The following is a 12,793-nucleotide window of genomic DNA, read 5'->3' as shown; positions in this document are numbered from 1 at the left end:
TGAGCGGGGGCCCTCGCGGCCCCCGCTCACCGCTCGACCAACCCCGCCTCGTACGCGAGGATCGCCGCCTGCACCCGGTTACGCACGTCCAGTCGGGTGAAGATGCTTGTCAGATAGCTCTTCACGGTGCCCTCCACCAGGTGCAGCCGGCGGGCGATCTCCGCGTTGGACAGCCCCGCCCCGACCAGGGCCAGCACCTCACGTTCCCGCTCGGTCAGCCCTGCCGTCCGGTCCCGCGCGGCGGGTCGGCGCGCCAGCCGCCCGGCCCCCAGCTCGATCACCCGGCGGGCCACCCGCGGCGACAGGTACGCCCCGCCGTCCGCCACCGCGTGCACCCCGGCGATCAGCTCGCGCGGGTCGCCGGACTTGAGCAGGAACCCGCTCGCGCCGTGCCCGAGCGCCCGGGCCACGTGGTCGTCCTCGCCGAAGGTGGTCAACATGAGCGTCGCGGTGGCCGGCGCGACCCGGTGGATCTCGGCCGCCGCCGCCAGTCCGTCCAACCAGGGCATCCGGATGTCCAGCAACGCCACCCGGGGTCGGTGCGCGCGGACCAACTCCACCGCGGCCCGCCCGTCGCCGGCCTCGGCGACCACCTCGATGCCCGGATCGGCGGCGAGGATGGCCCGGACGCCGGCCCGGATCATCGCCTCGTCGTCGGCGAGGACCACCCGGACCGGTGTCGGCACGGCCGTGTCGGTGTTCACGACGCTATCCGCTCCTTGCTGGCCAGCCGGCCGTCGGTGAAGCAGAGCCGCCACGTCGGCTCGGCGAGGGGGAAGTTGCCGTCGGTGTAGTACTCGCACCCCGGCGCCGACGCACCGAGCGGCGGGGTTAGCTGCCGGCGGGGCAGACCGGGCAGGTCGGCGCGTTCGGTCCCGGGCCGCATCCGGTCGTACGCCGACTCGTCAAGCACCGTCCCGGCCGTGGCGAAGGAGTAGTAGAGCAGAGACAGGACGAGCCCGAAGCCGGCCGGGGCGGCGAGCGCCGTCAGCAGGCTGCGCCGGGCCCGACGACGCGCCTCGCGCAGCCGACGCTCGGCGTCCGCCGGCCGTTCCGGGCCGCCGCCGACCAGGGCGGTACCCGTGCCGTCGGGCACGGCCCACACCGGAACGGGCACCGCCGACCATCCCGCGCCGGAGTGCGCCTCGGCGGGCAACGGCAGCCGGGCGCGCACCGCGAAGCCACCGTCGGAGCCCGGACCGGCATCCAGTACGCCACCGGCCAGCCGGACCCGCTCGGCGAGGGCCAGCAGCCCGCTCCCCGAGGAGGCCGGTCGGGGCAGCGGGCCGGCCGGCGCCGACGCGTTACGCACCCGTACCTCGACCCCGTCCGCGTCGCGGGCGAGGGTGACGGTCACCGGCGCGCCCGGGGCGTACCGGGCCGCGTTGGTGAGCGCCTCCCGCACCACCTGATGGGCGGCGGACCCGGTCATCCCGGGCAACTCCACGGTGTCGGGCGGGGCGTCCAGCCGTACCGCCATCCCGGCCTCGCGGGCCCCGGCCACCAGGTCGACGACGGTCTCCCCCACCGGGCGGACGCCGGCCGGACCGCCCTCCTCCCGCAGCACCCCGATGATGCCGTGCAGCCGTTCGGTCGCCGCCGCGACGCTGGCCCGCAGCTCCCCCACCGCCGTCCGGTGCTCCGGGGCGAGGTCGTCGGCCAGTTCCAAGGCGGCGGCCCGTACGGCGATGAGGCTGAGGTCGTGACCGAGCGAGTCGTGCATCTCCTCGGCGATCCGGGCCCGCTCCCGCAGCCGGATCCGCTCCGCGGCGCCCCGCCGCTCGCGCGTCAGCGCCTCGACGTGCCGGCGCCCGGCGTCGGCAAGCGCCTGCTGCTGCCGCCGGTAGCGACCCACCAGCCACGGGAACACCCCGGCGAACAGCAGCACCGAAGCGAGCAGGAACCAGGTCGCCGCCCCGGTGCCGAGCAACCCCAGGTTCAACACCGTGCCGCCGAGGGCGATCACGCCGAACAGCACTGCCGCCGGCGCGGCGCCCGCACTGCGCCGCCCGCTCAGATAGCTGAACACCGGGATGGCGAAGACGAAGTTGCCGTCCACAAGCGAACCGAGCACCACCAGCAGCAACCCCACCAGCGGCCAGCGCCGCGCCGACGCCACCGCGGCCGCCAACAGCGCCAGCGAGCCGAGCAGCAACGCCACGTCGAAACGCGGGTACGGCGGACTCAGCCGGGCAGCCGCGATCGGAGCGGCCACCACCGCCCAGAGCAGCACGTCCAGCAGCGGACGCCGCCACCGTCCGGGCAGCAACCGGTCCAGGATCCTCACGGCGGCCAGGCTACCCACGCCCGACCTGCGCGGACACCGACGAAAGTCAGGTGTTCAGCTGCTCTCCTCGGCCCAGACGCGCCAGTCGTCGAGCACCCCGTGCAGCGCCGGAGTGAGCCAGCCCGGCGCCGACCGCCGGAACACCCCCGGATCGATCGCGCCCGCGCCGGCCGGCACCGCGCCCAGCAGGTTCGGCACCAGGTCGGTCAGGTTCGTCCAGTGCACCAGCTCCGGCGACGCCGGCCAGGCGCCGATCACCACGCCGGCCGGCACCGCCCGACGGTCCAGCGCCTCCAGGGTCAGCGCGGTGTGGTTGAGCGTGCCCAACCCGGCGCGGGTGACCACCACCGCCGGCGCGCCGAGCGACACCGCCAGGTCGGCCATCGTCCACGGCTCGCCGGACGGACGCAGCCCCATCGGCACCAGCAGGCCACCGGCCCCCTCGACCAGGACCAGGTCGTGCTTGTCCGCCTCCTCCCGGACGGCATCCACCGCCGCGTACAACTCAAGCGGCGGCAGGTCCGCGACCCGCGCGGCGGCCAGCGGGGCGAGCGGATCCGGAAAACTGGCAAGCGTACGACCCGTCAGCGGAGCCGCCAGCCGATTGACCGCGTCCACGTCGCCCGGCTCCCCACCGGCCGTGCCGGTCTGACCCGGCTTGACGACCGCCACCCGCAGGCCGGCGGCCTGCGCGGCCGCCGCGATCGCCGCCGTGACCACCGTCTTGCCCACCTCGGTGTCGGTGCCGGTGACCAGCACCGGCCCCTCCCACGCGCTCACGGCGCTCACGGCGCACACTCCACGATGACGTCCAACGCCCGCTCGAAATCCACCCGGGGCACCCCGGCGCTGACGGTGAGGCGCAGCCGGGAGCGGCTGTCCGGGGTGGAGGGCGGCCGGAAACAGCCCACCGCGACTCCCCGGTCCCGGCAGTCGGCCGCCCAGGCGGTCGCCGCCTCCGGGCCGGGCGCCGCCACCGAGATCACCGCCGCGTCCGGCGCGGAGACGGCCAGGCCGGCCGCGCCCAGTCGACCGACCGCCAACGCCACCCGGTCGGCCAGCTCGGCACGCATGTCGTCGCCGGCCCGGGCCAGCCGCAGCGCGGCGTGCACACCGGCCGCGACGGCCGGCGGCAGGGCGGTGTCGAAGATGAACGTACGGCCGGTCTCGACCAGGTGTCGGACGAACTCCGCCGGGCCGGCGACCACCCCACCCGCACCGCCGAGCGCCTTGGAGAGGGTGGCGGTGACCACGACGTCCGGCTCGCCGGCCAGCCCGGCGGCCGCGACCGCGCCGGCCCCGGACGGACCGGTCACGCCGAGCGCGTGCGCGTCGTCGACAAGCAGCAGCGCGCCGTAGCGACGGGCCACCGCGTGCAATTCGGCCAGCGGCGCGAGGTCGCCGTCGACCGAGAAGACCGACTCGGTGACCACCACCGCCGGACGTCCCGGCGCCACGGCCAGCGCGGCGGCCACCGCCGTCACGTCGGCGTGCGCGCTGACCACCGTCTCCGCGCCGGAGATCCGGCAGCCGTCGATGAGCGACGCGTGGTTGTGGGCGTCCGAGACGAGCAGGGTCCGGGGCTGGACGAGGGCCCGCAGCGCGCCGAGGTTGGCCAGGTATCCGGAGGAGAAGACGAGTGCCCGGTCGGTGCCCAGCCACTGCGCCAGCTCGTCCTCCAGGGCCTCGTGCGCGTCGGTCGAGCCGCGCACCAGCCGCGACCCGGTCGCCCCCAGCCCGTACGCCGACAGCGCCGCCGTGGCCGCGGCCGTGACCTCCGGGTGGGTGGCCAGGCCGAGGTAGTCGTTGCCGGCGAGGTCGGTCATCCGGTCGTCGGCGGGACGCGGGTGCAGCCGACGGGTCAGGCCGGCCTTCGCCCGCAACTGCGCGCGACGATCGAGCGCCGCCAGCCAGTCCGCCACCGTCACCCCTTCACCGCCGTCCGCGCCGGTCACGCCGACACCCGCCGGGCGAAATTACCACCCGCCGCCACCGACCCGGCGAATCCACGGCACCCGGGGCCACCCAGGGACGAAGCCGAGAAGTGTGCGACCACGTAACGTCAACAGCCGGTGACACGCTGCCACTGCGCCGTTGACCCGGCGTCGCTGGTGGAGATCGACCGGACGGCAGGTCGTACCCGCCTGACCGGGGGCCTTGTAGGGTACGAGCCATGCCAGAGATCCTCGACCAGGCCCGCACCCAGGTCCTGGGTGACGGCGTCGGCCTCGACCAGGCCGGCGTCCTCGCCGTGCTGAACCTGCCCGACGAGCACCTGCCCGCCGCCCTCCAGCTCGCCCACGACGTGCGGATGCGGTGGTGCGGCCCGGAGGTCGAGGTCGAGGGCATCGTCTCGCTCAAGACCGGCGGCTGCCCGGAGGACTGCCACTTCTGCTCGCAGTCGGGCCTGTTCACCTCTCCGGTGCGCTCGGTCTGGCTGGACATCCCGTCGCTTGTCGAGGCCGCGAAGCAGACGGCGAAGACCGGGGCGACCGAGTTCTGCATCGTCGCGGCGGTGCGTGGCCCGGACGACCGGCTGATGAAGCAGATGCGCGAGGGCGTCGCCGCCATCAAGGCAGAGGTCGACATCCAGGTCGCCGCGTCGCTGGGGATGCTGTCCCAGGAGCAGGTCGACGACCTGGTCGACATGGGCGTGCACCGCTACAACCACAACCTGGAGACCTGCAAGTCGTACTTCCCGAACGTGGTCACCACCCACTCCTGGGAGGAGCGGTGGGAGACGCTGCGCATGGTCCGCGACTCCGGCATGGAGGTGTGCTGCGGCGGCATCCTCGGCCTCGGCGAGACCGTCGAGCAGCGGGCCGAGTTCGCCGCGCAACTCGCCGAGCTGGCCCCGCACGAGGTGCCGCTCAACTTCCTCAACCCGCGCCCCGGCACCCCGCTCGGCGACCGACCGGTGGTGGAGGGCAAGGACGCGCTGCGGGCCATCGCCGCGTTCCGGCTGGCCATGCCGCGCACCATCCTCCGGTACGCGGGAGGCCGGGAGATCACCCTCGGTGACCTGGGCACCCGCGACGGTCTGCTCGGCGGCATCAACGCGGTGATCGTCGGCAACTACCTGACCACCCTGGGCCGGCCGGCGACCGCCGACCTCGACCTGCTCGACGAGCTGAAGATGCCGGTCAAGGCCCTGTCCGCGACCCTCTGAGCTGACCGGTGAGGACGACGTGACCGAGGTTGTGGCAGCGCAGCGCTGGTGTGACCGCTGCGGCGAGGACGCGTCGGCCACCGGGCACGAGTCGTGCGCGGTGGCCCGGACGCTGGAGCCGCCGCGCTACTGCCCGCGCTGCCGACGCCGGATGAAGGTGCAGGTGCTGCCGGTCGGCTGGTCGGCGGTGTGCGTCGAGCACGGCGAGAGTCGAGGCTGAGCCCGATGCTGCGTGGGCGTGCGGTGACCCTCCGACCGGCGACGGTCGCTGACGTGCCGGCCCTCGCGTCGATCCGGGCCGACCCGGAGGTACGCCGGTGGTGGCGCGGCGGCGACGACCTGGCCGCCGCCGTCCAGGCCGACCTCAACGACGACGACCTCGCCCTGTACGCCATCGAGCACGACGGCCGGCTGATCGGCGCGATCCAGTGGTACGCCGAACCGGACCCGGACTACCGGCACGCCAGCCTGGACATCTTCCTCGACCCGGCGGCGCGCGGCGCGGGTCTGGGCGGGGACGCCATCCGCACCCTGGCCCGGCACCTGATCGACGAGTACGGCCACCACCGGTTCACCATCGACCCGGCCGCCGCCAACAGCGCGGCCATCCGGGCGTACGCCAAGGTGGGCTTCCGCCCGGTCGGCATCATGCGCCGCTACGAGCGGGGCGAGGACGGCCGCTGGCACGACGCCCTGCTGATGGACCTGCTCGCCGAGGACCTGGCCGGCTGAATGGGACGGGCGTGCCCGGCACCGCACGGTGCCGGACACGCCCCGGTTCTCCGCGAACGGAGTGACGCCTAGCGCTGGAGGGTCAGCACACCCGGCCGCCACGGCAGCCGGTTGTAGTCGCCGCTCGCGTTGGGGTCCTTGCCCTGGTACAGCAACTGCAGGTTGCAGGCGTCGACGGTCTTGGTCTGGTCGGGGTTGGTGCGGACCAGGTCACCGTGGCTGATGTCGTTGGTCCACGTCGCGCCGCTGTTGGCCTTGCCGGCGAAGGGGTTGCTCTCGCTGGCGGCCTGCGGGGTCCACGAGCCGCCCAGGCTGCTGGACGTGAACGACCGGAAGTAGCGCTGCCCCTGGCTTCCGATCGCCTCGACGAGCATGAGGTACTGGTTCTGGCCCTGCACCTTGTAGACCTCGACGCCCTCGAACAGGTTGTTCGTCGAGTCGGTCATGACAGTCGTGTAGCTCGAGCCGAAGCTGCCCGGGAAGTTCCCGAGCGGCATGCTCGACCGGTAGATCTTGCCGTTGTCCCCGGCGAAGAACAGGTACATGTTCTGGTCGTCGCCGATGAGGGTCTGGTCGATCACGCCGTACGGGGCGTCCGGGAGGTTGGCGGTGGACAGCGTCTGCGCCGAGGACCAGCCGTTGGCGTTGGTCGGGTCGCTCGACGTCTTGTAGCTGAACGAGGTCGGTCCCCACTGGTACGCCAGCACCCAGATGTTCTTCGGGGCGAAGTACAGCAGCGTGGGCGCCACCGTGCCCTGACTCATTCCGGTCTGGCTGGCCGAGGCCATGTCGGACCAGTTGGTGAACAGGCCAAAGTTCATCGAGCCGTACGAGCCGCTGCTGTTGACGTTCGACGCGTAGACCAGGTGCTTGCCGTTGTAGACGACGTTTGTGAAGTCCTTGACCGAGAGCCAGCCGTTCTTCGGGCTCGTCAGCGCGCCTGTCGACGACCACCGGTAGGTCGACGGGAGCGCGCAGCCGCCCGGCGGCGCCGTGGTGGGCGGCGTCGACGTCGGAGGCGTCGACGTTGGCGGGGTCGACGTCGGCGGCGTGGTGCCACCGAAGTCGGTCCGCCACTGCTGGTTGGTCTGCCCGTGGCAGTCGTACAGCTGAACCTGCTGGCCGTTGCCGGTGCCCCAGACGTCCAGGCACCGGCCGGACTGCGCGCCGCTGATGGTGCCGTTGGAGTTGATGTTCCACTGCTGGTTCGGCTGGCCGTTGCAGTCCCAGATGATGATTCCGGTGCCGTTCGCCGAGCCCGCGCCGTTCGCGTCGAGGCACTTGCTGCCGTAGACCCGCAACTGCTTGCTCGCGGTGTACGTCCACTGCTGGTTCGACTGACTGTTGCAGTCGTAGAGCTGGACGCGTGTGCCGTTGGTCTGGGTGGCGTTGGGCACGTCGATGCAGCGTCCCGACTGCACACCGGTGATCCGGCCGGTGCCGCCACTCGGCGGCGGGCTCGTGGTCGGGCTCACCGTCGGGCTCACGGTCGGGCTCACCGTCGGGCTGGCGGTCGGGCTCGAGGTCGGGGGGGCCGCGTTGAGCGCGTTGAGGACGGAGTTGTAGGCGGCCTTCTTGTTGCCGCCGCCGTCGAAGAGCAGCGGGCTCTCGTTGGAGCGCCAGGAGTCGCTGTCGCGTACGCCCCAGACGGTGATGCCGATGCAGCGCGGCACGTTGAGGCACGCCTGGGTCAGCCCGGCGTACTGGGTGGTGGAGGAGTTGGTGACGTCGACCTCGGTCAGCGCCACGTCCACGCCGAGCGCGGCGAAGCTGGACAGCGTGGTCTGGAAGTTGCTCGGCAGCGAGCTGCCGCCGGTGAAGTGGGTCTGCAACCCGACGCAGTCGATCGGCACGCCACGGGACTTGAAGTCCTGGATCATGCGGTAGACGCCCTGCGTCTTGCCGTACGACCAGTTCTCGATGTTGTAGTCGTTGTAGCAGAGCTTGACCGACGGGTCGGCCGCCCGCGCGGTGCGGAACGCCACCTCGATCCAGTCGTTGCCGGTGCCCTGGAGGTTCGACGAACGACGGCTGCCGTCCTCGTTGAACGCCTCGTTCACCACGTCCCACGCGGCGAGCTTGCCCCGGTAGTGGCCCATCACGCCGTTGATGTGGTCGATCATCGCCTGACGCAGGGCGCTGCCGTTCAGGCTCTGCATCCACCCCGGCTGTTGCCCGTGCCAGGCCAGGGTGTGCCCACGGACCTTCAGGCCACGCTGGGTCGCCCAGTTGTAGATCTGGTCACCGGAGTTGAAGTTGAACTGGCCCCGCTGGGGCTCCGTCGCGTCCGGCTTCATCTCGTTCTCGGCCGTGATCATGTTGAACTCACGCGCCGCGATCGTGCTGTACGTGGAATCGCCCAGCCGGCCCGCCGCGATCGCCGTGCCGAAGTACCGGCCCGACTGCGCGGCGGCCGCGCCGAGCGTGGTCGCGGCGGCGTTCGCCGAGGGCATCATCACCGCGACGGCGGCTACGGTCACGACGCTGAACGCGCCGGCGAGCAGCGCTCGGACGGCGGGCGATCGCCGTCGCCGAGCCCCGCCCTGATGAACGGATGGGCTCATTGCCATCTCGGTCTCCTTGTTGGCCGACACCCGGGCCGCCGAGGCGGGGACGACCGGATGTCTCAGTGGTGGTATCTAACTCAGTCGATGCTTTCACCACATGCCGACCCGGCAAAGATGTTTCGGAAAAGTTTCGGAACTACGCTGCGGCGGCCGGGACGCTGGAGCCGCGCTTCCGTCCCGTGGGCATCATGCGCCGCTACCAGCGGGGCGAGGACGGCCGCTGGCACGACGCCCTGCTCATTGACCTGCTCGCCGACGACCTCACGGAGTGACAGGGCTCAACCAACCCAGTACACGTGCCCGTCCGGCCGCCGGCGTGCGCCCTCGGCGGGCTGGTGTGGGCTGAGTCGTCCGCCCGGCAGGAGGTGCGTCACCGGCGTCTCGTGGCCGAGCACCGCGACGTCGGCGATCAGCCGACGGTGGCAGCGCCACCAGAGGCTCTCGCTGCACATCACCGCGGTGCTCCGCCGGCCCGCGTCCGCCAGCACCTGGGCCAGCGCCGCCTCGAACTCCGGTGTGCGGGTGTACCTGGCGTACGCCCGGAAGGCCGCGACCGTCCACCAGGTGTCCGGCTCCGGCTCTCCGGCGGGGGTGTGCCGGCGTCCGCCGAGGCGCGGCTCCCAGCGGTAGTCGATGCCCCGCTCGGGCAACCACCGCTCAAGCTCCTCCCGCCGGACGTCCTGGGTGGTGCGGCTGGCCGGGTACCGCCGCACGTCCACCACCAGGTCCACCCCGGCCTCGGCCAGCAGGTCGCCCAGCCGCACCCGGTCGGCGGTGCCGTGCCCGACAGTCAGCAACCCTCCCACGACGCTGGCATGCCCAGAATCCCGCCGGCTTATCCCCGGTCCGCGGCGAGAGCACGGCAACCGTCCACGATCCGGGGTCAGGCGAGCGGTGCGGTGGGTTCCGACCGCTGCGGCACCCGCCGGGCGGCGTTGGTGGCGAACACCCCGGCGCCCGGCGACGTCATCCCGGGTACGACGGTGCGCGTACGCGGGCGCAGATCGTGGACAGTTTCCGTCGACGCTCGACGGAAACTGTCCACGATCTGGTCGTGGCTCGGGTCAGGCCACCGTGCAGGTGGCGTTGTTGACGGTGAAGGCCGTGGGCTTCGGGTTGGTCCCGGTGTGGTTGCCGTTGAAGCCGAAGCTCGCCGACGCGCCCGGCGCGATCGTGCCGTTGTACGACAGGTTCGTCGCGGTGACCGCCGCGCCGGTCTGGCTGACCGTCGCCGACCAGCCCTGACTGACGGTCTGCCCACTGCCGAAGCTGAACCGCAACGTCCAGCCGTTGATCGCGGTGGCGCCGGTGTTGGTGATCGTCACCGTGGCGGTGAAGCCGGTGCTCCAGTCGGTGGTGGCGTACCCCACCGAGCAGGTGCCGCCGACCGGCGGGGGCGCGGTGGTCACCGCGACCGGCGCGGACGCCGCGGAGGTGTTGCCCGCCGCGTCGACGGCCACCACGTAGAACTGGTACGCCGTCGAGGCCGTCAGCCCGGTGACGGCGAGCGTGCTGCCGCTCGGCGAGCCGACGAGCGCGTCGGTGGCGCCGGCCTCGCGGTAGACCCGGTAGCCGGTGACGCCCACGTTGTCGGTCGACGGGGTCCAGGCCAGGGTGAGCCCGGTGGCGGTGACCGCCGAGGCGACCGGAGTGCCGGGCGTGCTCGGCACCGTCGTGTCGGCCGAGCCGGTCGGCGGCGTGGTCACGGTGAGCACCGGTGACGCCGCCGACCGGTTGCCGGCGCCGTCACGGGCCACGACGCTGAACTGGTACGTCTGCTCCGGCAGCAGCGTCGAGATGGTCAGCGTGGTGCCGGTGACGGGCCGGTTCACCACCGTGTCGCCGCCGACCAGGACCTCACGGACGTCGTAGCCGGCCAGCCCGCTGCCACCACTGTCGGTGGAAGCGGCCCAGGTCAGGGTGACCGAGCGGGGCGCGAGGCCGGACGCGACAGGCGTGCCCGGGACGCTCGGCGCGGTGGTGTCCGGCACGACCGGACCCGGCTCGTCGCCCCAGACGCGGGTGGTGCCGGCGTAGAGCGGCACCTTCCGGTTGGGCCCGGCGGTGGCCTGGTACGACGGGTCGTTGGTCGGGTCCCAGGTGCCGCCCTCCGGCACGCCGATCTTGAACTGGACCTCCATCCGGTGCTGCGACTGACCGGCCGGAGCGATGGTGTACCCGGTGCAGTCGACCTCGACGTACCAGATGTCGCCGCTGAACTGCTTGGCAGTGGTCGGGGACGGGCAACCCTGGGTGTAGCCGGGGGTGACCTGCACGCTGCCGGTGCCGTCGGGCCGGAAGTAGTACCGGAACTTGCCGTTGGTGAGGGCCCGGGCCGGGAACGCCGACTTGTTGTAGACCATCACCTTGAGCCCGGTGGCCCGCGGCTCGGCCTGCGTCACTGTGGTCTCCACGGTCAGCTCGTCCATGTCGGGCGTCTCGGCGACCGGGAAGTTGGCCAGCGGGGTGCCGCCGTACTCGGAGGTCAGCCGCACCAGCGACGAGGTGAAGCCGGCGTTGTAGTCGGTGGCCACCTCGTTCATCACGTAGTCGGACCGGCTGTCGTTGTACGCGTCGTTTGCCGAGGACGGGCCGCCGACAAGCGCGCCGTAGAGGGTGTGCCGGGTCTGCACGGGCACGGTCTGGCTGTCCCACCAGGACCCGTGCGCGGTGCGGTGGTGCGGGTTCTTCGGTGCGTTGGCGCCGAACCCGATGACGTAGCTGGAGCTGCGCGGGTTGTCGCCGAGCGCGTAGTTGATCTGCCGGACGGCGAAGTCGTGGTAGCGCGCCTTGCGGGTGGCGTCGGTGGTCTTGTCGCTGTAGACAAGCGCGGCGAAGGACGTGTTGGCCGCGTAGCGCAGCGCGCCCCAGGAGTCGAGCACCGCCATCCCACCGGGGGAATACGGAACCCGCTGCCCGTTCACCCCGACGGTCCAGTAGTCCAGCCAGCGGTTGGCGTCGTCGACGTACTTCTGCTTGCCGGTCAGGTTCGCCAGCAGCACGTACGCGCCGAACTGCTTGTTGTCCCAGGCGATGGTCCACTTGTAGGAACGCGTGGTGGACTGGGGTTCGGTGCCGAGCTTGTCGTACTCACTCTCGGCCTTGGTCAGGTAGCTGGCGTCGCCGGTGGCCCGGTAGAGCCAGATGGCGGCCCACACCAGCTCGTCCTGCCAGCCGCTCCACGACTTGTAGAACGACGCCGCGTCGGTGATGCACTCGCTGTAGGACTTCCGCACCGTGTCGGCGAAGGTGTAGAGCTGCCGGGCGTGGGTGAGCAGCTTGTCGGCGTAGGTCGCGTCGGTGGGCCGGAACACCATCGAGGACGCGGCCATCGCGGCCGCCGTCTCCCCCGCCAGGTCCGCGCCGCCACAGCTCGCATCGATCTTGTACGCGGGCCGCGCCATCGGCATCACCTCGGCCGGACCCCACCACTTGTGGTCGTCGTCGCCCTTGCCGACCTGACCGTAGAGGACGTTCGCCGACGGGTGCGCCTTGATGAAGTAGTCGTTGACGAACCGCAGGTTGTTGAGCAGGTGCGGCAGTTGCCCCGACGAGGTGTAGCCGCTGCGGTACTCCACCGCACCCCAGGCGAGCATGGTGGCGCTGAACGCCATCGGGAAACCGAATTTCACGTGGTCGCCGGCGTCGTACCAACCGCCGGTGAGATCCAGCCCCGCGCCGGCGCCGTCGGTGAGCGCGCTGTCGCCGCGCCAGGAGACCCGGTTCCAGTCGGGCAACTTGCCGGACTGCTGCGCCTCGTAGAAGAGCAGCGACTTCTGCAACGCCTCGGCGTAGTTGAAGGCCGGCGCGGCGGACGCGGGCCCGGCCGGCGCGGTGACCGCGAGGGACAGCCCGGTGAGCAGGGCGACACCGGCGGCCAGCAACCGCCGGGGCCAGGGCTGGTCGGCGACCGGCGACCGGCCGGGGTGGCCGGTGGACGGCCGCGTGAGGTGGCGCATGAAGGGCTCCTGTCGGAGGCGCCGCCGGCGGTCGCACCGACGCGGGACGGCGTGGGGGCGGCACGGCCACCGGCGACAG

10 protein-coding genes and 1 pseudogene are annotated in these 12,793 nt (G+C 72.3%); 4 read left to right on the top strand and 7 right to left on the bottom strand.

Annotation, left to right across the window (positions count from 1 at the left end):
- Positions 1-26 precede the first annotated feature (26 nt).
- From MILUP08_RS09695 to MILUP08_RS09680, 4 genes are read right to left on the bottom strand one after another with little or no spacing between them, the layout of a single operon-like run.
- Positions 27-644, bottom strand: a complete 618-nt coding sequence (locus MILUP08_RS09695) for a response regulator (RefSeq protein WP_039907571.1) — start codon at positions 642-644, stop codon at positions 27-29.
- A 56-nt stretch (positions 645-700) separates the two neighbouring features.
- The gene (locus tag MILUP08_RS09690; protein WP_237747046.1) at positions 701-2,287 is read right to left on the bottom strand and encodes a sensor histidine kinase; all 1,587 of its coding nucleotides are present in this window, start codon (positions 2,285-2,287) and stop codon (positions 701-703) included.
- Between the two features lie 54 nt (positions 2,288-2,341).
- Complete coding sequence (gene bioD, locus MILUP08_RS09685) at positions 2,342-3,046, bottom strand: dethiobiotin synthase (protein WP_358107647.1); 705 nt, start codon at positions 3,044-3,046, stop codon at positions 2,342-2,344.
- A 26-nt stretch (positions 3,047-3,072) separates the two neighbouring features.
- A complete protein-coding gene (locus MILUP08_RS09680) occupies positions 3,073-4,209 on the bottom strand; it encodes an 8-amino-7-oxononanoate synthase (RefSeq protein WP_039907566.1) in 1,137 nt (378 codons plus the stop codon).
- Positions 4,210-4,460: 251 nt separating this feature from the next.
- Between MILUP08_RS09680 and bioB the strand changes: the two genes are divergently transcribed.
- The 3 genes from bioB to MILUP08_RS09665 are packed head-to-tail and all read left to right on the top strand — an operon-like array spanning position 4,461 to position 6,188.
- Positions 4,461-5,456, top strand: coding sequence for a biotin synthase BioB (gene bioB, locus MILUP08_RS09675; RefSeq protein ID WP_007457086.1), 996 nt, complete (start codon positions 4,461-4,463; stop codon positions 5,454-5,456).
- A gap of 1 nt (position 5,457) precedes the next feature.
- Positions 5,458-5,676 carry a biotin synthase auxiliary protein BsaP gene (gene bsaP, locus MILUP08_RS09670; RefSeq protein ID WP_039905718.1) on the top strand — a complete coding sequence of 73 codons (219 nt, stop codon included), beginning with the start codon at positions 5,458-5,460 and terminating at the stop codon, positions 5,674-5,676.
- Between the two features lie 5 nt (positions 5,677-5,681).
- The gene (locus tag MILUP08_RS09665; RefSeq protein ID WP_007457082.1) at positions 5,682-6,188 is read left to right on the top strand and encodes a GNAT family N-acetyltransferase; all 507 of its coding nucleotides are present in this window, start codon (positions 5,682-5,684) and stop codon (positions 6,186-6,188) included.
- 68 nt (positions 6,189-6,256) lie between these two features.
- On the opposite strand, the gene MILUP08_RS09660 is transcribed toward MILUP08_RS09665, so the two are convergent.
- Complete coding sequence (locus MILUP08_RS09660) at positions 6,257-8,758, bottom strand: non-reducing end alpha-L-arabinofuranosidase family hydrolase (RefSeq protein WP_007457081.1); 2,502 nt, start codon at positions 8,756-8,758, stop codon at positions 6,257-6,259.
- A 131-nt stretch (positions 8,759-8,889) separates the two neighbouring features.
- Between MILUP08_RS09660 and MILUP08_RS37265 the strand changes: the two are divergent.
- Positions 8,890-9,027 (top strand): annotated as a pseudogene (locus MILUP08_RS37265) (GNAT family N-acetyltransferase); the annotation flags it as partial.
- Between the two features lie 6 nt (positions 9,028-9,033).
- On the opposite strand, the gene MILUP08_RS09655 reads toward MILUP08_RS37265, so the two are convergent.
- A complete protein-coding gene (locus MILUP08_RS09655) occupies positions 9,034-9,561 on the bottom strand; it encodes a DUF488 domain-containing protein (RefSeq protein ID WP_007457077.1) in 528 nt (175 codons plus the stop codon).
- 258 nt (positions 9,562-9,819) lie between these two features.
- On the bottom strand, positions 9,820-12,714 hold the full coding sequence (locus tag MILUP08_RS09650) for a glycoside hydrolase family 9 protein (protein WP_007457075.1): 2,895 nt from the start codon (positions 12,712-12,714) through the stop codon (positions 9,820-9,822).
- Positions 12,715-12,793: the final 79 nt, after the last annotated feature.

Source organism: Micromonospora lupini str. Lupac 08 (assembly GCF_000297395.2).
GTDB classification, from domain to species: Bacteria; Actinomycetota; Actinomycetes; order Mycobacteriales; family Micromonosporaceae; genus Micromonospora; species Micromonospora lupini.
The sequence above is the reverse complement of the archived record's forward strand: the minus strand, read 5'-3'. Positions and strand labels throughout refer to the sequence as shown.